The 22,428-nt window shown below is 48.9% G+C and carries 18 protein-coding genes and 1 other annotated feature; of the genes, 14 read left to right on the top strand and 4 right to left on the bottom strand.

Annotated features, from left to right (window positions below):
• The first annotated feature begins 121 nt into the window (after positions 1-121).
• Both gndA and PaeBR_RS16590 read left to right on the top strand, forming a co-directional pair.
• On the top strand, positions 122-1,534 hold the full coding sequence (gene gndA, locus PaeBR_RS16595) for an NADP-dependent phosphogluconate dehydrogenase (RefSeq protein WP_410511651.1): 1,413 nt from the start codon (positions 122-124) through the stop codon (positions 1,532-1,534).
• Between the two features lie 165 nt (positions 1,535-1,699).
• Positions 1,700-2,212, top strand: a complete 513-nt coding sequence (locus PaeBR_RS16590; RefSeq protein ID WP_410511650.1) for a shikimate kinase — start codon at positions 1,700-1,702, stop codon at positions 2,210-2,212.
• A gap of 4 nt (positions 2,213-2,216) precedes the next feature.
• On the opposite strand, the gene PaeBR_RS16585 is transcribed toward PaeBR_RS16590, so the two are convergent.
• The gene (locus PaeBR_RS16585) at positions 2,217-2,516 is read right to left on the bottom strand and encodes a rhodanese-like domain-containing protein (protein ID WP_410511649.1); all 300 of its coding nucleotides are present in this window, start codon (positions 2,514-2,516) and stop codon (positions 2,217-2,219) included.
• Positions 2,517-2,629: 113 nt separating this feature from the next.
• Here PaeBR_RS16585 and aroA point away from each other — a divergent pair, with 113 nt between their 5' ends.
• From aroA to PaeBR_RS16550, 7 genes are all read left to right on the top strand, one after another.
• A complete protein-coding gene (gene aroA / locus PaeBR_RS16580) occupies positions 2,630-3,922 on the top strand; it encodes a 3-phosphoshikimate 1-carboxyvinyltransferase (RefSeq protein ID WP_410511648.1) in 1,293 nt (430 codons plus the stop codon).
• A 47-nt stretch (positions 3,923-3,969) separates the two neighbouring features.
• Positions 3,970-4,404, top strand: coding sequence for a CoA-binding protein (locus tag PaeBR_RS16575; RefSeq protein WP_410511647.1), 435 nt, complete (start codon positions 3,970-3,972; stop codon positions 4,402-4,404).
• A gap of 181 nt (positions 4,405-4,585) precedes the next feature.
• Positions 4,586-5,254: a hypothetical protein gene (locus tag PaeBR_RS16570; protein ID WP_410511646.1), complete on the top strand. Its 669-nt coding sequence runs from the start codon at positions 4,586-4,588 to the stop codon at positions 5,252-5,254.
• 486 nt (positions 5,255-5,740) lie between these two features.
• The gene (locus tag PaeBR_RS16565) at positions 5,741-7,624 is read left to right on the top strand and encodes a glucose PTS transporter subunit IIA (RefSeq protein ID WP_410511645.1); all 1,884 of its coding nucleotides are present in this window, start codon (positions 5,741-5,743) and stop codon (positions 7,622-7,624) included.
• Positions 7,621-9,387 (top strand): phosphoenolpyruvate--protein phosphotransferase, encoded by a 1,767-nt coding sequence (gene ptsP / locus PaeBR_RS16560; RefSeq protein ID WP_410511644.1) that lies wholly within the window; start codon positions 7,621-7,623, stop codon positions 9,385-9,387. Before PaeBR_RS16565 ends, ptsP begins: the two co-directional genes overlap by 4 nt.
• 155 nt (positions 9,388-9,542) lie before the next feature.
• Positions 9,543-10,067, top strand: coding sequence for a sigma-70 family RNA polymerase sigma factor (locus PaeBR_RS16555; RefSeq protein ID WP_410511643.1), 525 nt, complete (start codon positions 9,543-9,545; stop codon positions 10,065-10,067).
• Entirely contained in the window at positions 10,060-11,469 is a 1,410-nt protein-coding gene (locus PaeBR_RS16550) for a DUF4179 domain-containing protein (RefSeq protein ID WP_410511642.1), read from the top strand. The genes PaeBR_RS16555 and PaeBR_RS16550 overlap by 8 nt, the downstream gene beginning before the upstream one ends.
• 69 nt (positions 11,470-11,538) lie before the next feature.
• On the opposite strand, the gene PaeBR_RS16545 is transcribed toward PaeBR_RS16550, so the two are convergent.
• Positions 11,539-12,063 carry a type 1 glutamine amidotransferase domain-containing protein gene (locus PaeBR_RS16545; protein WP_410511641.1) on the bottom strand — a complete coding sequence of 175 codons (525 nt, stop codon included), beginning with the start codon at positions 12,061-12,063 and terminating at the stop codon, positions 11,539-11,541.
• Positions 12,064-12,285: 222 nt separating this feature from the next.
• Here PaeBR_RS16545 and PaeBR_RS16540 point away from each other — a divergent pair, with 222 nt between their 5' ends.
• From PaeBR_RS16540 to PaeBR_RS16530, 3 genes are all read left to right on the top strand, one after another.
• Positions 12,286-12,735 carry a hypothetical protein gene (locus PaeBR_RS16540; protein ID WP_410511640.1) on the top strand — a complete coding sequence of 150 codons (450 nt, stop codon included), beginning with the start codon at positions 12,286-12,288 and terminating at the stop codon, positions 12,733-12,735.
• A 233-nt stretch (positions 12,736-12,968) separates the two neighbouring features.
• Positions 12,969-13,979, top strand: coding sequence for a catabolite control protein A (gene ccpA / locus PaeBR_RS16535; RefSeq protein WP_410511639.1), 1,011 nt, complete (start codon positions 12,969-12,971; stop codon positions 13,977-13,979).
• 92 nt (positions 13,980-14,071) lie between these two features.
• Positions 14,072-14,767, top strand: a complete 696-nt coding sequence (locus PaeBR_RS16530; RefSeq protein ID WP_410511638.1) for a 5'-methylthioadenosine/adenosylhomocysteine nucleosidase — start codon at positions 14,072-14,074, stop codon at positions 14,765-14,767.
• 27 nt (positions 14,768-14,794) lie between these two features.
• Here the strand turns inward: PaeBR_RS16530 and PaeBR_RS16525 are convergent, their stop codons facing one another.
• Positions 14,795-15,427, bottom strand: a complete 633-nt coding sequence (locus tag PaeBR_RS16525; RefSeq protein WP_410511637.1) for a GNAT family N-acetyltransferase — start codon at positions 15,425-15,427, stop codon at positions 14,795-14,797.
• Between the two features lie 160 nt (positions 15,428-15,587).
• Here PaeBR_RS16525 and acsA point away from each other — a divergent pair, with 160 nt between their 5' ends.
• A complete protein-coding gene (gene acsA, locus PaeBR_RS16520) occupies positions 15,588-17,312 on the top strand; it encodes an acetate--CoA ligase (protein WP_410511636.1) in 1,725 nt (574 codons plus the stop codon).
• Between the two features lie 323 nt (positions 17,313-17,635).
• On the opposite strand, the gene PaeBR_RS16515 is transcribed toward acsA, so the two are convergent.
• Positions 17,636-20,575, bottom strand: a complete 2,940-nt coding sequence (locus PaeBR_RS16515; RefSeq protein WP_410511635.1) for a transglycosylase domain-containing protein — start codon at positions 20,573-20,575, stop codon at positions 17,636-17,638.
• Between the two features lie 137 nt (positions 20,576-20,712).
• Positions 20,713-20,972, top strand: a binding site (T-box leader).
• Positions 20,973-21,072: 100 nt separating this feature from the next.
• Here PaeBR_RS16515 and tyrS point away from each other — a divergent pair.
• Complete coding sequence (gene tyrS, locus PaeBR_RS16510) at positions 21,073-22,326, top strand: tyrosine--tRNA ligase (RefSeq protein WP_410511634.1); 1,254 nt, start codon at positions 21,073-21,075, stop codon at positions 22,324-22,326.
• Positions 22,327-22,428: the final 102 nt, after the last annotated feature.

Here is a 22,428-nt window from a genome sequence, read left to right as displayed (position 1 = left end):
GGCTTTGTCAATGAAATTGATCTCTTAGAGCAGGACAAGCTTTGCTGTTTCTTTTAAAGGATGGTATTCTTGCGAGAGATGGATCACACAAAAATACAGGATGCAAAGGGTGGAGGACCAGATGGCAAAACAACAAATCGGCGTTATTGGCCTGGCGGTAATGGGCAAAAATTTGGCTCTGAACATCGAGAGCAGAGGATTTTCGGTATCGGTATTCAACCGCTCCCCGGAGAAGACACATGATCTCCTGAACGAAGCGCAAGGCAAAAACCTGACAGGTGCTTTCTCAATCGAGGAATTCGTACAATCGCTGGAAACGCCGCGTAAAATTCTGATCATGGTACAAGCCGGTAAAGCAACCGACGCTACAATTGAGCAGCTGATTCCTTTTCTCGACCAGGGCGATATCATTATCGATGGCGGCAACGCTTATTTCCCTGATACGGTACGCCGCAGCAAAGAACTGGAAGAACAGGGTTTTCGTTTCATCGGCACGGGTGTTTCCGGCGGCGAAGAAGGAGCTCTTAAAGGGCCTTCCATTATGCCTGGCGGTCAAGAAAGCGCGTATAAGCTGGTAGAACCGATTCTTACGGCGATTTCGGCCAAAGTGGACGGAGAGCCTTGCTGTACATATATCGGACCGGACGGTGCCGGACACTATGTGAAAATGGTGCATAACGGTATCGAATACGGTGACATGCAGCTAATCTGCGAAGCGTATCACTTGCTGAAGGACGTGCTTGGTCTGGATGCCAAAGAGCTGCACAGCATCTTCAAAGAGTGGAACAGCGGCGAGCTTGACAGCTACCTGATCGAGATCACTACGGATATCTTCGCACAGTATGACGAAGAAACCGGCAAGCCGATGGTTGATGTTATTTTGGATTCAGCCGGCCAAAAAGGTACAGGCAAATGGACCAGCCAAAGCTCGCTTGATCTGGGCGTTCCATTGTCGATGATTACAGAATCCGTATTCTCCCGCTTCCTGTCCGCGATGAAGGAAGAGCGTGTGGAAGCCAGCAAAGTGTTGAGCGGACCTGCAACTGAGCCGTTCCAAGGCGATAAGGCGGAATTTATCGAGAATGTCCGCAAGGCGCTTTTCGCAAGCAAAATCGTATCTTACGCCCAAGGCTTCGCACAACTGCGCGTGGCTTCCGATGAATATGGCTGGGATCTGAAATACGGCAGTCTGGCCAAAATCTGGCGCGGCGGCTGCATTATCCGTTCCCGCTTCCTTCAAAACATCACAGATGCATACGAGAACAATCCAGAGCTGAAAAACCTGCTGCTTGATCCGTTCTTTAAGGATATTATGGGCTCGTACCAGGATGCATGGCGTAAAGTCATCTCCGCTGCCGTAACTCAAGGTATTCCTGTTCCTGGTTTTGCCAGCGCATTGGCTTACTATGACAGCTACCGTACAGAGCGCCTGCCGGCGAATCTGCTGCAGGCACAGCGCGACTACTTCGGAGCCCACACCTTTAAGCGCGTGGACAAAGAAGGCGTCTTCCACCACAACTGGTTGGCAGAGTAACATCATTGACATAATCGTTAGAAGTGGCCTGGAAGTCTCCGTCAAAAACGGGGCTTCCGGGCCTTTTTGTTATAAAATCTATCGCCTATAAAGCCATGAGAAGACATTGTCTAATGTTTTGACCCTGTGTTATGATATGACAAATGTCGCGGTTGGAGGGTAGTTATGAAGGTCAAGAATAAGAACATCATCCTGATAGGAATGATGGGAACGGGTAAGACAACGGTTGGGACTCTGGTCGCTGAGGAATTGGACTATGAGTTTATTGATTTGGATCATGTGATTATAGAGCAAGAAGGCCGTAGTATCCCGGAAATATTCGCGGACAGTGGTGAAGAATACTTTCGATCTGTAGAGACAGCGGTGTTAAAGCGTACTCTGCAAGCTGGGGGAAGAGTAGTTTCGACTGGCGGTGGTGCTGTATTAGCACCGGGGAATACGTTGTTGATGCTTGAGAATGGATTTGTTGTGGCATTGACAGCCACTGCTGAGGATATTATTTCACGGATTGGCGGAGATGATAAACGGCCGTTGCTCGCCGGCAATGCGGAAGAACGGGTAAGACGCATTATGGAAGAGCGCCGGAATGCTTACCGGTTCGCGCATTGCACGGTCGATACAACGGGCTTGAATGCGGCACAAGTGTCGCAGCATATTTTAATGCACTACCGCGGTTGAGCTTTTAAGTGTTCCATTCAATCATGCCGCCGCTTAGGTTGACGGTTTTGTTATAGCCCTGCTGCTGAAGATATTCACAGACACGCTGACTGCGTGCACCGGACCTGCAAATGAAGATAACCTCGGCTTCAGCCGTAATATCATCTGTACGGTATGGGATCTCACCCATTGGGATATGCTGTGCGCCTGGGATCATCCCGAAGGCAACCTCTTCATCTTCCCTAACGTCGATCAGGATAAGGTCTTCACCTGTCATGAGACGCTGTCTTAATTCTTGAGCTGTGATCTGGGGGATATCATTCATTGATGGGACCTCTTTTCGTCAGAAGATTGCTTCAATAATACCACAAGCGCGGAATACCCTGTCAAACGGAGCCGTACATATAAAACTTACAGAAAAAGGAGAGTTATAAAATTATGGACGTTATTGTTAAGCCTACGCCATCCCTGCAAGGAGAATTCGGAGCCCTCTCTTCCAAAAATTATACGACCCGCTATTTGCTCGTAGCCGCCCTTTCCGAAGGCGTAAGCACGATCTATCATCCGGCGCACAGTGAGGACAGCGACGCCATCCGCCGCTGTATAGCCGATCTGGGTGCGGTACTTACCGAGGATGACGAGAAAATTGTCATTCAGGGGTTTGGACGTACACCTCGTAACGTCAAGGAGCTGAATGTAGGCAACGCCGGAGCGGTTCTGCGTTTTCTGATGGCTGTAGCAGCGCTTTGTCCAGAGGTGACGTTTGTGAACACGTATCCTGACTCCCTAGGCAAACGGCCGCACGACGATCTTATTACGGCTCTCGGCCAGCTTGGAGTCGAAGTGGAGCATAATCAGGGCCGTTTGCCCATTACTATACGGGGGGGTAATCCTGTAGGCGGCAAGATAACGGTATCGGGAGCGGTCAGCTCTCAATATTTGAGCGCACTGCTTTTTCTGACTCCTTTGCTGAATGAAGATAGCGAAATTATCGTATTGGATGATCTGAAATCCAAGGTGGTTGTCGGACAGACCCTTGAGGTGCTGGAGCAGGCCGGGATTATTGTACATGCTGCAGACGATTATATGTCCTTTAAGGTTCCAGGCCGCCAGGCTTATGCGGCGAAGTCTTATACCGTGCAGGGAGATTACCCGGGATCTGCCGCAGTACTTGCGGCGGCTGCAGTCACCCACTCGGATGTAAAAATCCACAGGCTGGCAGAGAAGAGCAAGCAGGGAGAGAGAGCAATCGTCGATGTACTGCGTATGATGGAAGTGCCTCTTACGCATGATAACGGGATTGTACATGTCAAAGGAAACGGGATTCTGAAGGCTGTTGAATTCGATGGGGATGCTGCTACAGATGCGGTTCTGGCAATGGTTGCGGCTGCTGTCTTCGCAGAAGGGACATCACGTTTTTATAACGTGGAAAATTTGCGCTATAAGGAATGCGATCGCATCACCGATTATCTGGCTGAACTGACCCGCGCCGGGGCCAAGGTTGAGGAACGCCGTGATGAGATCATCGTTCACGGGATGCCGGAGGGTGTGGAAGGCGGCGTAACGATCAATGCACATTATGATCACCGTGTAATCATGGCCCTAACGGTAGTGGGTTTACGCGCCCGCCAGCCGCTGCTCATTAAGGATGCGCATCATGTTGCGAAGTCATATCCGCAGTACTTTGACCATTTACGGGCGCTTGGAGCGAATGTGGAATGGGTAAACTAACAACTATGATTACAGAACTACACTACATTTGAAAGGGTGAATCGGTGATGAGCTTTGAGAATCCGACCCGAGAGCAGATCGGCGATATTCTGGCTTCAGCCGGCAACATCGCAGTCGTGGGGCTATCTGACAAGACAGACCGCACCTCCTATATGGTCGCAAATGCCATGCAAAGCCGGGGATACCGGATTATCCCAGTGAATCCTTCGGTCGACGGGGAAATTCTGGGCGAGAAATGCTATCACACCCTGGCGGACATCCCGGAGCCCGTGGATATCGTCAACGTGTTCCGCCGCAGTGAATACTGTGCCGACGTGGCACGTGAAGCGGCTGCTATCGGTGCAAAGGTGCTGTGGCTGCAGCAGGGAATCGTCAGCAAGGAAGCGGCCGATATCTGCGCTGAGCATGGAATGACGGCGATTATGGACCGCTGCATCAAGGTCGAAGAAGCCATAACGATGCACGGCCGCAGCCGGATGTGAGAAGGGGACCGGAACCCCAGCACCTCGGAAGCCCGGAAGCCCGGAAGCCCGGAAGCCCGGAAGGTTACTAGGCTTAATCAATAAAGGTTGATATACTTAAACCAGACGAAGAACGTCCTTTATCCGCAGGAAATTGCGGCAGAAGGGCGTTTTTTATTTATTTTGGGAGGAGATATAGTCTATGGAATTCGAAGAAGCTCACAGTTTATTCATCGATCACCACTCGAATGCGAGAACAGGAGAGAGAAGGGGAAGATTGCTCAGAGGTCATAACTATGCTGAGAAGCTGCTGTTGCAGAACGTATTGTGGCCGTTGTTTGGCTCGCTGGAGCATTTGCATCCGGAATACGAAATTTACGATTGGAACCGCAAGTCGCAATTTTTGGATTTTGCATTCCTGCCGCCGAATGGTTGTCATTTCGGTATTGAATGCGATGGGTTCCAGAGCCACATTAAAGATATGGACCGAGAAAGATTTAGCTATGCCGTTAACCGGGAAACCTTTCTCACAGGGATGGGCTGGAAAATGATCCATTTCACCTTTGATGACGTTCAGCAGCGGCCTGAAGTGTGCCGGATGCTTCTGCAGCTGCTGCTGGCTCCTTATCTGACCCGTAAAGAAGCCATAATCAATATACTATCGGAGGAAAAGGAAGTGCTGCGCTACGCATGGAGTCTGGGAAGGCCGATTCGTCCTAGGGATGTAACAGAGCATTTTGATATTAACTTCCGTACGGCACGTAAGCTTCTGCGCACCCTCGGCGATAAAGGATTGATGAAACCGGTGAATCATGGAGAGCGTGTGCGGTATTATGAAGTGAAGACGATGAAGCCGGATCAAATATGGTAAAGGTACACGGTTGATCGTATGCTAATTGCACTTCGTACAACTAAATATATAGAAAAAGCCCCCAATTGATTTTTAATTGCACTCGGTACAATTAAAAAACGCACAAGATAGGATTGAGGGCCAAACAATAGTTTATAATTGTATGAAGTGCAATTATATTGCTTTTAGTGACTTTCTATAGTCTTTTAATTGCACAAAATACAAGTAACTTCACCTTCGCCGCCGAACTAAAAATTGTCGCATCCAACCTGACGAGCTCAGTTTGCTCTGAGCAATTTTGCTATTTAGTCTCCCCTTCAGCCCGACAAAATTGCGGTGCACAATACACAGACTTTAAGTATAATAGATGTTTGAGTAAACGGGTAAAGCCTCCTGATTTATACCAAATCCCAACATATGTTTTGCGTAATGAGAATGTCGTATTCTTTTTGACAAAAGATGCCGCAGCGCTTACCATTCAATATAGAAAGAAAGGAGAGGGTCGCCTTGAATTGGCTCGGATCACTGCAGCAACTGGGCAGAGCCATAATGCTTCCCACCATGGTGCTGCCGGCGGCAGCTATTCTGCTAAGTATTGGCAGCTTACCGTGGTCTGCATGGGGACTTTCTTCGGTATCCGAAGTGGCTACGTATGCGGGGCAAGGGATTTTTTACTTCATGCCTTATTTGTTCGCCGTGGGCGTAGCGTGGGGATTGTCCAATCAGGCCGGACCGGCGGGGCTTGCAGCGCTGGCGGGCATGTTCACTTATGATCGAATTGTGATGAATATGGGAGACGGAAGTGTTCAGCCTGCAACACTGATCGGTATTATGCTCGGGATTGTGGCCGGTATCGCTCATAACCGGTTTAAGAATATCAAGCTTCCGGAAGCGATCCAGTTTTTTGGAGGGTCGCGTTTTGTTTTGTTGTTTATGGGAATGTTCTCCGCCCTATTTGCCTGGGTAATGCTTGGTGTTGCGCCGCTCTTACAGCAGGGCCTTAACGACCTGTTCAGGTTCATCGAACTGACGGGCGGATATTCTTTATTCCTGTACGGAATTTTGTACAGGGTTCTGACAGCCTTTGGGCTGCACCATATCCTCAATAATGTATTCTGGTTTCAGCTGGGATCGTTTACGACAGCTGACGGGGTTGTCGTTCAGGGTGATTTGCCGCGTTTTTTTGCCGGAGATCCAACGGCCGGAAGCTTTATGGCCGGATTGTTTCCGATCATGATGTTTGCTTTGCCGGCTATTGCTTTTGCCATTATTCAGGAAGCCCGGGAGGATTTAAAGCCGAAGATCAAAAAGACTTTTTTGCGCGCGGCGATGGTCTGTTTTCTGACTGGGGTGTCAGAACAGATCGAGTTCGCTTTTCTTTTTGCTTCTCCCTATTTGTTCATCCTTCACACTATAATGTCAGGATTAGCCATGGTCATTACCTACTGGCTGGGCATCCATCACGGATTCTCCTATTCGGCAGGGGCTATCGATTTCTTCCTGAACCTGCATCTGTCAGAGCGGGCCTGGCTGCTCATTCCCATCGGCATCGGATACGGGATTGTTTATTATAATCTGTTCCGCTGGGCGATTCGCCGCTTTCAAATCCCGACTCCCGGCCGGGAGGAGGGTTCGGAGCTGGGCGAATGGGCCGGCAATATTCCTTATCAGGCTCCGCTGATTCTGGAGGCGCTGGGAGGCAAGGAGAATATTGTACAGGTACAGGCCTGTATTACCCGCCTAAGACTTACAGTGAATAACGACCGATATATAGATACTGGCGCATTAAAAGGCCTTGGCTCCGCCGGAATCATCAAGCTTGGAGGCGGCAATGTGCAGGTCGTTTTCGGTACGTATTCCGAGCTGATCCGCGAGGAGATTAATAAGCTGCTGCTGCGCGATTTGCCGCAGGTGATCTTTAGTGCTCCTATGCAAGGCAGAATGCTTCCGATTGAGGAGGTGCCGGATCATATTTTTGCGGCCAAGCTTGTAGGTGACGGTGTTGCTTTTATGCCGGAAAAAGGGGAGCTTGTTTCACCGGTCTTCGGCAAAATTATGCATGTATATCCAACTATGCACGCTGTAGGCATATCAACTCCGGAAGGCCTGGAGGTACTCATGCACATCGGCATCGACACTTCACAGCTCAAAGGACCTTTTGAATCGGTAGTGAAGGAAGGGGATAGCGTAGAGCCGGGACAGCTGCTGGTCAAATTTGACCTCTCTTATCTGCGTGAACATGCGACCTCACTGGCAACTCCTATGGTTATTACGAATCCGGACCGTGTGAAATCCTGGAGCTATGGTCCATTTAAAAACGTTAAAAAAGGGCAGTCGTCCGTGATGTCCGTTGTTTTGCATGAAAGTAATGTTGGAGGGATAGAACCATGATACAAGGCATTGGCGCCGCAGCAGGTGTTGCCATCGGGAAGGCCTTTGTCTTACCGAACTGGGAATGGAGTTTGCCGGACAATGAAGTGAATCCGGTGGATCTGGCTAAAGAATTTGAGCGTTTATATGAGGGTATCCGCACCTCCAAGGATGAAATAGAATTTATCAAGAGAGAATTCAGGGAAGTTGTAGGGCCGGAGGAATCGAGCATCTTTGATGCGCATCTGGCGATACTGGATGATCCGGTCTTTATGAGCGAAATCCGCGGCATTATAGAACGGCAGTATAAGGCGGCAGAGGTTGCGGTCAAAGAGGCGATCGATCATTTTGTAGCGATGTTCGATTTGCTTGATGATGAATACATGAAAGAACGAGCGGTCGATATCAAGGATGTTGGCAACCGTCTGCTCAAGCATTTGCTCGGAGCGCCGGAGGTGACGCTGCCATCCGATACCCAGCCTTATATTTTGGTGGCTAAGGAGCTGTCTCCTTCCCAGTTGGCCCATTTGAATCCCACTTACGTGCTTGGCATCGTCACCATGATGGGTGGAAAAACGTCGCACTCCTCCATCATGGCCCGGGCGCTTGGAATTCCGCTTGTAGCGGGATTGGAGAATAAGCTGTCAAACCCTATTCAGACCGGTGATATGCTCGTCATGGACGGCGAGACGGGCGCTGTACAGCTGCATCCTGATGAATCAACGGTACGTGAATATACCCAGATGCGTGAAAAGCAGCATAAGAAACGTGAACAGCTTGAGCTGCTCTCCTCAGTCGAATCCGTTACAAAAGACGGCGTAACCCTGCGCCTTGCGGGCAATATTAGCTCGGTTAAGGAACTCAATATGGCACTGAAGTACGGGGCGGAAGGCGTCGGCCTGTTCCGGACGGAGTTTCTGTACATGGACCGCGATTCGTTCCCGAGTGAAGAGGAGCAATTCGAAGTGTACAAGCTGGTTGCCGAGAAGGTGGGTAGCAATCCGGTTGTGATACGTACCCTTGATATTGGCGGGGACAAGCATTTGGATTATTTCCAGCTTCCGGAGGAGCAAAATCCGTTCCTCGGTTACCGGGCCATCCGTATCAGTCTAGATCGCAAGGACATGTTCAAAACACAGCTGACGGCCATTATGATGGCCAGCAGCTATGGCAATGTGAAGCTGATGTTCCCCATGATTTCTTCCATCGAGGAGGTTCAGGAGGCCAAGGCCATTCTGGGCGAAGTGATGGAAGATCTGGAGAAGCGTGGTATTCCTTTTGATCGTAACATCCCCGTAGGGATTATGATTGAGGTTCCTGCCGCAGTTATGATTAGCGATTCCCTCGCCCGGGAAGTAGACTTTTTCAGTATCGGGACTAATGATCTTGTGCAATATGTGCTTGCCGTCGACCGGATGAATGAGCAGATTGCCCATATGTATCACCCGTATCACCCTGCTGTGCTGCGTATGATCCGTATGACCGTGGAGGCTGCGCAGGATGCCGGTATCAGCGTCAGTGTTTGCGGTGAAATGGCTGCCGATGAGCGCTCACTTCCCTTGTGGCTTGAGCTCGGAATCAGCGATCTCAGCATGTCGCCCCAGTCGTTGTTGAAGGTGAAGCACCGTACTTTGAATACACTGGCCTCCGAAGCCAGAGCAGTAGCCAAGGCTTGTTTCAAGAGCCGTACAAGTTCTGAGACAGAAGCACAGCTAACCCGGTTTGCCGTTTCAGGCGGAATTCCGCTTGGATCAGGTGCAGAAACGAAAGAAAGAACTTTATAGATCGTTCCTGAAAGTCCGGCGCTTTATGCCGGGCTTTTTCTGTTGTATGCACTCAGCACAAAAAAGATAAAACCGTTTGCTTCCGAGTGCAGTCATTATATAAAAGAGAAATCAGTAATAAGTGGAACACGGCAAGGAGGGGAGCAAGTTAAGGAATGGAAAATATTATAAAGGCCGAGGCAGTGCACACTGAGGAAGAGGTTTTCTTTGAACGCGTATCTGAACAAAAAAGAACCCTTTACGGGATTGCCTATAGCTATTTGCGCAGCGAACCCGACGCGCTGGAAATGCTGCAGGAAGCGACTTGCCGGGCTTGGATCAAGCGAAAAAGCCTGAAAGACCCTGCCCGGTTCACACCATGGCTGATACGCATTCTGATCAATTGCTGCATGGATGAGCTGCGGCGCAGGAAGCGGACAGTAACGCTGGAGCCTCAGCGGTTTGAGAGTGGAATTATGGAGCTGGCAAGTGACCGCAAGCTGGATATGGAGCAGGCACTGGATCACGTCAAACCCAAATATCGTCAGGTGCTCGTGCTGAAGTATTACCGGGACATGACCCTAACCGAAATCGCAGATGTGCTGGGCAAGCCGGAAGGCACGATTAAAACCTGGCTGAACAAAGGCTTGAAGCAGTTACGGGATAAAATGAAAGGGAAGGGGGATCTGTATCATGGCTGAAAGAGAAGAGGAATTATTAAAGGGATATTTCCTTGACTTAAAAGTGAAGGAGGAAGATACACCCGATGCCCTTATTGAAACGTCTATTATAAGAGGGATCGAGCGCGGAAAGCAACGGCGGAAACGTATACGCATAACCTATGGATTTGCGGCGGTGATGGCTGTAATCCTCTTGTTTTTTGTAACAGTTGCCTCGTTAGAGGCATGGGATCACCGGGTCGAAATTGCCAAACAAATGCCCAAAGACTGGAAGGAGCTTGAGGTGTTTCGTCCGCTTGCAGAGAACAATATTACCTTGAAAACAGCACTGGATGCCGGCTACGTTCAGCATTTTGAAGATGCAGTTGCAGAAAGCAACGGCTACAAGTTGACAATCAACGGGGCGGTGGTCGACAGGAAAGGTTTGCTACTTCTGTATACTTTCGAGAATAACACTGGAAAGAAGGTCAAGCTCGACGGGCTACGTTTGAAAAGCAGATCAGGCAGCGACTTGAATTACGGTTTATACTCCAGCTTTTTTTCCGGGGAATCGGATAACACAAAGATTAAGCGGGATCTGCTTGATGTTAGATGGGCGGATGTCAAAGACTTGGAGGATCAGTTAACGGCAGAATTGATCATAACAGAGAACACACCGGAGGCAATGCTTTCAAGTAGCACGAAATACCGCACCTCATTGAAAGTTCCCATCAAACTAGATAAATTGGCATTACAAACAGCCGGCGAGGAATTCAATCTAAATAAGCGAATCGTAATCGCGGATCAATCCGTTATTATCAAAAATGTCTCTATTGCACCAACGGGAATATATGTTAATATTCAATCCGATCCGGCCAATACAATGAACATTTTTAGCCTGATTGCACCTAAATTAATCCAGGGAGATGGAGAACAGACTGTAGAGCTGGGGAACTCACTTGCCTATGGGGATATGAATAACGGACTTACACTGGTCTTTGGCCACAACAACATGGTCAGTGATGGATCGATTGATTTAACTCTGAAAGGTATTCATGCCCTAGAGAAATCAAAGCTTGAGCTAATTGTCGATTTGGATAGTCTCGAGATTCTACGGAGTCCAGATAATAATCTGAAGGTGACCCGGGAAGCCGCAGGTGCTTCTGCTGGCCAATTCATTTTGAATTATACTGTAAAAAATTCAGGAAAAAGCTATGAAGAGACTATGAGTTCAATAAGTATTAATAATAAATTTACGGACGGAGAGGGCATCCAGCATGAATTGTCCCCAGGCAACTCAATGACCCAAAGTAGTAGTCCAGATGGCTATTCGTCCAGCAATAATTATGATGTTGGAGTAACCAAGCTGCCTCAGCCTCTTACATTTCATTTGGAAAGATACCCGAATCCGATTCTGGAGAGTCACTTTATGAAAATTCGCTAGCTGCAGCTAGTGAAAAAAAGCCTGCTGTTCCCGTACAAATAGTACAGGATCAGCAGGCTTGTTAATTCGTTATTCCCCCGCAAGTGCATCGCAAAAGGCTTTACCGTATGGCGGCAGATCGGGTGGACGGCGTGCGGAGATAATGTGACCGTCGACTACGACTGCCTCGTCCTTCCAGATTGCCCCGGCATTCTCCATGTCATCCCGGATACCCGGAGTAGAGGTAACGGTAACCCCCTCCAGGATTTTGGCGGAAATCAGCACCCATCCTGCGTGGCATATTTGCCCGATCGGCTTCTTGGCCTCATTCATATCGCGCACCAGCTCCAGCACCTTGGGGTAACGGCGAAGCTTGTCCGGTGCCCATCCGCCCGGGACGAGAATTCCGTCATAGTCAGCAACACTCAGTTCATCCCACGAATAATCGGCTTTGGCGGGAACGCCATATTTTCCAGTATAAATCTGATCTTTGGTGAGGCCCGCCAAGTGTACCTCGGCACCTTCTTCTCTAACCCGGTAAACCGGATACCATAATTCCAAATCCTCGACCTCATCGTCTACAAGTGCAATAACCTTTTTACCGGCTAGTCTCATCGTATGCAACAGCTCCTTTCGAAGAACATGATCCCGTTATTGTATCAAATTTGAATTATGAAGTCACTTTTCAGAGTGACAATACTTTGAATGGCTGGTAAATAAAACATGATATGCAAATGAGAAGGATTTTGGAGAGAGGTGTCGAATATTTTAGAATTGAAAAAGGAATGGTTTGCAATGATTTGTTTTTTTTCAATTTCTAGCTTGAGGTGTGGGGAAATGTATAAAGATAATTTAATGAATAAGTCATGCAGCTGCGGCGGGATCATGACCATACATATGCATACGCTGATTTATAGTGCCAAGGTAAAAATCACCGGAGTTCCTGTTTACACTTGCCGTGCATGCTCCCGGTATGAACCGCTGCCCTGTATCAAGAAGGATTTGGGTAAACTGATTAGTGAACTGGGGGATATCTCTTGCAGACGCCACATCTCTTTTGCGGAGAGAAATGAATGGGCTAGTGTGCTGAAAGAGACCTTTGCGGGTTTTAACGCAGGGGATTTGACGGATTTGGAAGGCGCCATTCTGTCCGCTGTTCAGAGCCGCATTGATTTGCTGCTCGATTTATACCGGTTAGCCAGTAATTATGCCGATCATAAATGGATGGAGGAAACGGGCCTCAGACTCTCCCAACTGACTCTTCAATCTCCAGAAAGAGCAAAATGAAAAGTTTTTATGCAAAAACAATGAAAAATTTTCAAGAATGTTGGATTTTTCAGTCATATTTTGTTACGATATAAAAAGTAGCATGAGTTTAGTCTAATATTTGTGTAACAGCTTTGTCCTTGAAAGATTTTTTGAAAGGAAAATGAAGCGTTATCATTGCACAAAGGTACAAAGTATCGTATCATAATTTTAATTAGTCGAACGATAAAATTTATCGCAATGGAGAGAGTAATTTGACGGTAACCATTTACGATGTAGCACGGGAAGCAGGCGTATCTATGGCTACGGTATCACGGGTTGTGAACAATAACCCCAATGTGAAACCGCAGACCCGGAAGAAAGTCTTTGAAGCAATTGAACGTTTGGGCTATCGTCCCAATGCCGTGGCGAGAGGTCTCGCCAGTAAGAAAACGACAACTGTTGGTGTTGTCATTCCCGATATCTCCAACTCCATTTTCGCCGAAATAGCACGCGGAATCGAAGATATCGCCAATATGTACCATTACAACATTATTTTATGTAATGCTGACAAGCGTAAAGAGAAGGAAATACGCGTGATTAACACCCTTTTGGAGAAACAGGTCGACGGACTGCTTTTCATGGGCGGAACAGTAACGGATGAGCATATCCAGGCGTTTCAGACCTCCTCAGTTCCGATTGTGCTGTGCGCAACACGTGATGAGAAGGGTACTTATCCATCCGTAGATATCGATCATGAAACGGCTGCACTGGATGCCGTGAATACCCTGATCCGTCACGGTCACCGTGAGATTGCTATGATCAGCGGTACGCTGCAGGACCCTGCTAACGGTTATGCCCGTTTCCAGGGTTATAAGAAAGCGCTTGAAGCCGCAGGTATTGAATATCAGGAGGATCTTGTACGCATCGGTAACTATCGCTACGAATCCGGCGTCGAAGCCATGAAGTACTTCCTGGGTCTGAAGAAGAAACCGACCGCTATCTTTGCCGCAACAGATGAAATGGCCATCGGAGCCATCCACAGCATTCAAGACGAGGGTCTGAAGGTGCCGGATGATTTCTCGATTATGAGCGTAGACAACATTCGTATGGCCTCCATGGTACGTCCTCTGCTGACAACCGTAGCTCAACCGATGTATGATCTGGGTGCGGTAGCCATGAGACTTTTGACGAAGCTGATGAAGAAAGAAACGGTCGAGAATGCACGGGTTATTTTGCCGCATGAGACGATTCTCCGTTTGTCTGTCAGTCACGTGAACGAGTAGTTCATATTTATTGAATAGCATTAACGTAGAAAGCTCCTCTTGGGGCTTTTTATGTTTTTATCATCAGATCAGAGTGAGGAGCGGATATACATATGAGTCAAGTCATCGGATTGATTGGGGCCATGGACGAAGAAATCAAGCTGCTGCTGGAAGGTATGGAGAGTAAGGTGACAGTCCTCAAAGCTGGAATTCAGTATCATGGGGGGATTATTGCGGGCAAGTCTGTGGTGCTCTGTAAATCGGGGGTCGGTAAAGTGAATGCGGCGGTAACGACTCAAATCCTGGTGGATAGCTTCGGTGCCTCTCAGGTACTGTTCACAGGGGTAGCCGGAGCTTTGCATCCTGAACTGGGTATTGGGGATATTGTCATCTCGTCGGAGTGCATGCAGCACGATATGGATGTGACGGCGCTCGGATTTTCACGCGGGGTTATCCCTTATCAGGAGGTCTCATCCTTTGCGGCTGATGCGGGTCTGGTGGTGCTGGCAGAGAAAGCTTGCCGTGAGCTGAATGTAAGTCATCGGACAGGCAAGGTACTCTCGGGGGACCAATTTATTGCGAGTCCGGAGGTTGTAAAAGAGCTGCGGGAACAGCTGGATGGTGTCTGTGCGGAGATGGAAGGTGCGGCTGTAGCACAAGTATGTTATATGAACGCCACTCCTTTTGTTATTATTCGGTCTATGTCTGATAAGGCGGACGGATCAGCACATGTCAATTTCAAAGAGTTCACGGTGGAAGCTTCACAGCGCTCGCATGCGATTTTGGAGTATATGCTGCCATTCTTGTGATCTGCGGCGGTTTCCGCTGCTGCGGGTCTAGTACATGAACCGTTGTCTGAAGCGTACCCGGTCGAACATTTCCTCGGAGGCTAGCGGCACCTCTTTACCGATTCGAACCATCAGGCAGTTGGCGGGATGCGAACAAATTTCGGGGTCATCCGTAGCGTACCACACCATATTGACGATTTTCATAAGCTTTTCCATCATCTGCCGATAGGCCCATACATTCAGTCCGCTGCCTTTCAAATCCCAATGCCAATAATATTCGGTCGTGAAAACAATACAATTCTCCAATTGCCCTTGCTCAAAAGCAGTAGCAATCATCAGACGGCCAAGTCCCGCTCCCCGGTAAGCATTCGCTACTTCCACCGCTCCGAGCTCTATCAAATCCTCCATGCCGCCCTGTGACCACAACTCCATCTCATCAGGATAGTGAAAAGTAACGTAGCCAACGATGGTATTGCTCTCTACTGCAGCAATGATGCGGCCTTCAGGAAGGCCTGCGATCTCGGTCAGCGCTTCTTTTTGCTCTAGGGGACGTCGGAAAGCATCCAGCTCAGGATGCATCTGCAGACCTTCCAGAAGCTCTGGGGAAAGGGGTCCTTGAACAGTGATAACCTTATCAGCGTGTAAAAGAGTATGGGTAACCAGAACTTTGCGGTGCTCCATAGCCGTCTCCTCTCAAATCATCATAACCCATGGAATGAAAACGCTTCCTGTGCTATACTGATTTTGACATAAAAAGTTCACAAATGATACATTGACATCATTAATTAGGAAGAAAGTCTTTCCTTAAGCTTAAGTTAAATTAGTGAGGGAGGCAACAGTGATGGGTCAAGTCCATAGTGAAATTATACCGGGCCGTGTGCAGAGCTCCAATATGCCTGATTATGCCCGCGCAGTGGCCGAATTTAAATGGGAAGACGCGGAGCGGCATTTCTCCTGGTACGGAACGGGCAAGGTTAACATGGCCTATGAAGCGGTGGATCGTCATGTACTGGAAGGACGCGGGACGGCAACAGCCATGCTCTACAGTGATCCAACACGGGAAGAAGCGTATACCTTTTCCGATCTGCAGGAACGCTCCAACCGGTTTGGCAATATTCTGCGTAAATACGGCATCGGCAAGGGAGAAAGGGTATTTATTTTCATGCCCCGGCAACCGGAGCTGTACTTTAGCCTGCTCGGTATTTTAAAGGTGGGTGCGGTGGCGGGTCCGCTGTTCGAAGCTTTCATGGAAACAGCGGTTAAGGACAGGCTGGAGGATAGCGGCGCCATCGCGCTCGTAACAACGCCGGAGCTGCTGCAACGCGTAAAGCGCGAGGAGCTTCCCGAGCTGCGCCACATTTTTCTTGTAGGCGGCGGGTCTGATCCGGAGCAAGGGAAGATCAGTTATGAAGAGGAAATGGCCCTCGCTTCCCCCGAACTGGAACCGGAATGGCTGGGTCTGGATGACGGTCTTATCATACATTATACCTCCGGCTCTACCGGCAAGCCCAAGGGCGTATACCATGTGCAAAGAGCAATGATACAGCATTACTATACAGGTAAAATCGTGCTGGATTTGCAGCCGGAGGATGTTTATTGGTGCACTGCAGATCCCGGCTGGGTCACGGGCACTTCATATGGGATTTTTGCCCCATGGCTGAACGGAGTCACGAATGTTGTACGGGGCGGACGGTTCAGTCCGCAGGACTGGTATAAGACGATTGACCGTTATGGTGTAACGGTCTGGTACAGTGCGCCGACAGCATTTCGGATGCTGATGGGAGCGGGGGAGAGCAGCCTTCAGGATGTCCATTTAAGCAGCCTGAGGCATGTGATGTCCGTAGGAGAGCCGCTTAACCCTGAAGTGGTAAGGTGGGGGGAAAAGGTGTACCATCAGCGAATTCACGATACCTGGTGGATGACGGAAACCGGCGCACAGCTAATCTGCAATTATCCCGGTATGGATATTAAACCCGGTTCCATGGGCCGTCCGCTGCCCGGAATTGAAGCGGCGATATTGGATGACCACGGAAATAAGGTTCCGCCTTATACTATGGGAAATCTGGCAATTCGAACGGCTTGGCCGTCAATGATGAGCAAGATCTGGAATAATCCGGCCAAGTATGCGGAGTATTTCCGTATTCCCGGCTGGTACATTTCCGGTGATTCCGCCTACATGGATGAGGAAGGGTATTTCTGGTTTCAGGGCCGGATTGACGACGTTATTAATACATCCGGCGAGCGCATCGGACCCTTTGAGGTGGAGAGCAAGCTTGTGGAGCATCCAGCCGTGGCTGAGGCCGGTGTCATCGGCAAGCCGGATGTTACCCGCGGCGAAGTGATCAAAGCGTTCATTTCTTTGCGTGAAGGCTATCTGCCTACTGCTGAATTGAAAGAGGAGATTGCCGCCTTCGTCAAAGCCGGACTGTCTGCCCACGCAGCGCCGCGTGAGATTGAATTCAAGGATAAACTCCCGAAGACCCGGTCCGGGAAAATTATGCGCCGTGTACTGAAAGCATGGGAGCTTCATCTTCCAGCCGGGGATTTATCGACGATTGAAGACTAGAGCGGATTACTGCGAAACACAGAAAAGACCGTTCCCTGCAGAAATTAGGGAACGGTCTTTAAAAGCTGTCTGACTCAGAAGTAAAGCTATTATAAAAGTTGAAATAAAGATTTTGACCTATGCTATGGGGTGTTTACCCGTAACTATGGGGAATGTTTGGACTTCCGGCCGCTGCCCATCCCCAGATGTTTTGGATTAAACCGCTTGCTGCGGTGAACATCCGGGGACAAAGGCGGTCGCTATCGCTCCTACAGTTCCAAACTTCCCCTCCTTTACTCTCCCCTTTTCATAATTTAATTCTTTAGTTCGGTTTATATAGCTTCCTATGGGGTATTGGCACTATTATCTGTACCTGTACTGCTGCCGTTTCCGGCATTGCTTCCGCTTGGTGCCGGAGTCGCTTCACCGCCGGTCGGATCTACAATGATCATACCCGGATCGTCTATACTTCCTCCAGGGATGACCTCTGTACCAGGCGTCGTTTCTGCATCAGGTATCGTTGGTGAAGGATCCGTTGCCGCTGGTGAAGGGGACGGTGTTGCCCCGGCACCACCGGCAATGCTGCCTGAGGCGGTCTCATGTCCGGCCACATCCACGGCTGCGACATAGAAGGTTGCATTGGCGCCGGCAGGTGTACCTGAAGGGAAGACAGTAGCATCACCAGCCATTAGTACCAGCTGCTTCTGGAACGAACCTCCGTTCAGCGAACGGTACAGCCGATAGCCAACTACATCAGCTGAGCCGCTTGGCGAAAAAGAAATAACCGCTTTGCCAGTACTGTAGGATACTGTAACATTTCCCGGCGCAGTTGGAGCAAGTCCGTCGTCCACACGCGGATCCACTTCGGTTGGAACATCCGATTTCGCATCCTCCGGCATATAATAAGCCAGCGGTTCGGGGTCCTTCATCCCCGGGAAGGCCGCCAGGAGCTCCTTAACCAAATCTTGAATTGGTTTTTCGCGTGTGACTACAATTTTTTCCTTCAGGAAATCATCGGGAGTACCTTCCTGAGGAATGTAATTTACAGCGTTGAACGTAATATACTTTGCTTTCGTAATTCCGCTATCGCTATCTTTAGGAACATATTTAACGTTGAATAAATCCGTAGTAAATTTATCGGTCAGTTCAGACGGCAGCTTTCCGCTGTAGGCAGAAACTGTTTTTTTGACGATTCCTTCGGGCCGGGTGAATTTCGGTGTCACGAACAGCTCCGGTTTTTTATCAATAACGGCATTCATGACCTTGGTCCATAAGGATTGTGCCTGCCGTTTCTGAGTATCGCCTGCAAGCGTATTTACGGGCTCTTTGTAACCTACCCACATCCCTAGCGTAACGTCCGGTGTGAAGCCCATAAACCAAACATCAGCATAGTTTTGAGTAGAGCCTGTTTTTCCGACGATGGGAATCTCGCCGAAATGCTTGTAATTGCTCTTTACGGTACTGGCAGTACCTTCAGTAATAACGGTTCGCAGCATATCCGTCATTAGATAAGCGGTTTGCTCGGAATATACCTGCTCCGGGTTGACTTTGTGCTGATAGACAATTTTCCCTTGTGAATCTACGATCTTTTCAATCATATAGGCATCATTAAATGCCCCTTTGTTACCGATGGAAGAATAGGCATTAGTCAGTTCTTCGACCGATACACCATAGCGGAGTCCACCCAGAACCCCGGTTTGGGCGCTATAATCTTCATCCTGGATCGTGGTAATTCCCAGCTTTTTGGCAAAAGCCCATGAATTCTCGATGCCTACCTTTTCGTTAAACAGCTTCAGAGCAGGCAAGTTGAGCGATTTGTTCAATGCGTACCGGGCTGTAACAAGGCCCTGATAGCGGTTATTGGCATTCTTGGGAATGTGGAAGCCTTTGGTGCCATCCTTCAAAATAATCGGAGCATCATCCAATATTCCCGCTGGCTGAATTAATCCGGCATCCAAAGCAGGAAGATAGGCGGCAATAGGTTTCATGGTAGAGCCTGGCTGACGAACCATTTGTGTCGCATAGTTCATCTGTTCGATGTTGAAATCGCGGCCCTCGATCATGCCCAGAATAGCACCAGTCTTGTTGTCGATCATTATTCCTGCTGTTTGTTCCTTGCCTTTGGACTTGCTGTCCTTGGTAAAGTTGTCGCTGTTATCGGATATGCTGTGCATCGCACTGTATACTTTTTTATCAATCGTGGTGTATATCCGGTAGCCTCCGGTCATAAGCTGCTGCCGTGCTTCCTCAAGCAGCAAAGTATCTTCTCCGGTTTCCTCTCCGGCGTCCGCCGCATCTGCCTTGTCTTCGTTTACAGACAGCATGATCTCTGCGGCTTTACGTTCCATCTCCAGCATCAGGTATGGATATGTCGCGTAAGCCTTCTTGCTTTGAGCCGCTAGGGAGCCCTTAATATCAAAGGCGAGGGCCTCATCGTACTGTGAGGAAGTAATCTTGTTCTCCTCCAGCATTCGGCGCAGGACCAGATGCTGGCGTTCCAGTGCCCTTTTGAATGCCGTCTCGTTGAATTCTCCCAGTCCGTTGAACGCGGAATAAGCGGAAGGAAGCTGCGGGAGACCCGCCAAATATGCCGCTTGGGCGATATTCAGCTTGTCCAGATCCTCTAGACCGAATATACCCTTGGATGCGGCTTTGATCCCAAACACATTATAGCCGTTCGAGCCGTTACCGAAAGGAACCTTATTTAAATAGGCTGTTAAAATCTCCGGTTTGGCTAAAAAGCGTTCCAGCCGCAATGAAAGTAATATTTCCTTAACTTTCCGGTCTTCCGTCCGGTCCAGATTAAGGAATACCCGTCTTGCAAGCTGCTGCGTAAGTGTACTTCCCCCGGTTTGAACGGATTCATTAAGCAGCTTTTGCTTAACAGCACGTAAGGTTCCGTTCAAATCAACGCCACTATGCTCGTAGAAGTTCTTGTCCTCTATAGCGAGGACGGCATCAATAATAATCTGGGGAATATTGTTGTAATCAATGAGCCTGCGGTCCTCCTCCGTACGGAGTTGGCCTATGGGTGAGCCGTCGCGGAAATAAGCAAACCCGGTAATCGCGTTTTGGCTAATTTGCTGCTGAATTAATTGCTCGGAACGGACAGGGTCATCTTTTACAATCGAAGTAATATAGCCTGTGACGGCACCGCCGGCAAACAATATGCCCATTATGCCCAGGATAAACATCCATTTGGCCACAGAACCGAGCCTGCGCAGCCAGGATCTTCTCCCTGGGGGACGTTTCTTTTCGGTCTTCTTCATGTTCTCTTCAACCATCGACGATAATCCTCCTTTATAACGGAACTATTATAGCACAATTTGGCGCTTTTGAATGCGCTTCTAGCGTCATCCCGTTTCTTTCCCGTTTGACTTTTAAAAAGGTCATGTGATATAAATGAAAGCAATCGGATATCAAAAAGGCGCGGAAAGACATCAGTAGAAGGTAAGCTTTACGTTTGCAGAGAGTCGGTGGGTGGTGTGAACCGATAACAGGCCCCTTTGAATTACAGTCTGGAGCTGTCCGGAGGAACGGCAGGAGCAAAGCTCCGGTTCAGTAGTCCGGCACCGGGTGCAATCCCGTTATGGTAATGAAGTGAAAGCCTTCTGCTGCGCTATCGGTGTATACAAGGGCTTTAATTAGGGTGGTACCGCGAGTCTCTTTCTCGTCCCTTGGGATGATAAAGGGGCTTTTTTGTGTTCGGCTTCACTAGAAGGACGTTTATTTAACATGATTTGTTTCACAGTATAAGAGAAATTCAAGGAGGAACAAAAGAATGAAATGGGAAGAACTATCAGCAGCCCAGCAGCAGGAGACGGAACGTCAGCTGGAAGTGATTTCACGCGGTGTTGTGGAAATCGTGCCTGAGGAAGAATTGAAGCGCAAGGTCATGAAATCCGTGGTTACGGGAGTGCCACTGAATGTGAAGCTGGGACTCGATCCGTCCGCGCCGGATATTCATGTCGGGCATACCGTTGTCATGCATAAGCTGCGTCAATTTCAGGAACTGGGGTATCAGGTGCAGCTTATTATCGGTGATTTTACCGGACGCATCGGTGATCCAACCGGCAAATCGGAAACACGCAAGCAATTGACGGAGGAAGACGTGCAGCGTAATGCCGAAACCTACAAGAAGCAGATCTACAAGATATTAGACCCGGAGAAAACCAAGGTATACTACAATTCCGAATGGCTTAGCCCGATGTCGTTTGCCGATGTAGTGACTTTGTCTGCTAAAGTTACGGTAGCGAGAATGATGGAACGTGACGACTTTACAAAGCGTTTCCAAGGCGGTCTGCCCATTAGCATCCACGAATTTTTCTACCCGCTTATGCAGGGTATGGATTCCGTTGCCTTGAAAAGTGACGTGGAGCTCGGCGGTACGGATCAGAAATTCAATCTGCTTATGGGACGGACACTCCAAAAGGAATATGGTGTGGATACCCAGGCTGCGATCATGACTCCGCTGCTCGAAGGGCTGGACGGAGTGCAGAAGATGAGTAAAAGTCTTGGCAACTACATCGGAATCGATGAAGAGCCGAATGAAATATACGGCAAAGCCATGTCCGTTCCGGATGAGCTGATGCTGAAATACTACGAGCTGGCAACTGATATCAGCAATGACCAGCTTACAGAGTTGAAGACAGGGTTGCAGGAGGGGACCGTTCATCCGAGAGATGCCAAAATGCGGCTGGCCCATACTTTTGTACGCATGTACCACAATGTGGAGGCTGCGGATGCTGCCCAGCAGCATTTCGTAACGGTGTTCCAGCAGCGTGCATTACCTGACGATATTGAAACCTTCGCGATTCCTGCCGATGAGCTGGAAAACGGAACAATCAAGCTGGTAAAGCTGCTTACACTGGTTAACTTTGCAGGCTCTAATGGAGAAGCGAAGCGGAGTATTCAACAGGGTTCCGTGAAGCTGAACGAAGTGAAGCAAGAGGACCCTAATGCTGAAATCACCCCGCAAGAGGGAGATATACTGCAGGTTGGCAAGCGCAAGTTCGCTAAGCTTACCTTGGCATAAGTAGTTGTATCGGATAATAATTGAATCTTGGAGGAGGGGCGCCATTCGGTGCTCCTTTTTTTTATGAAATAATAAAAAAGCCTCCGGATAAATCCGGAGGCT

The organism is Paenibacillus sp. BR2-3 (assembly GCF_046529485.1).
Lineage (GTDB): Bacteria > Bacillota > Bacilli > Paenibacillales > Paenibacillaceae > Paenibacillus_AQ.
This window is presented reverse-complemented; position numbering and strand designations above follow the sequence as displayed.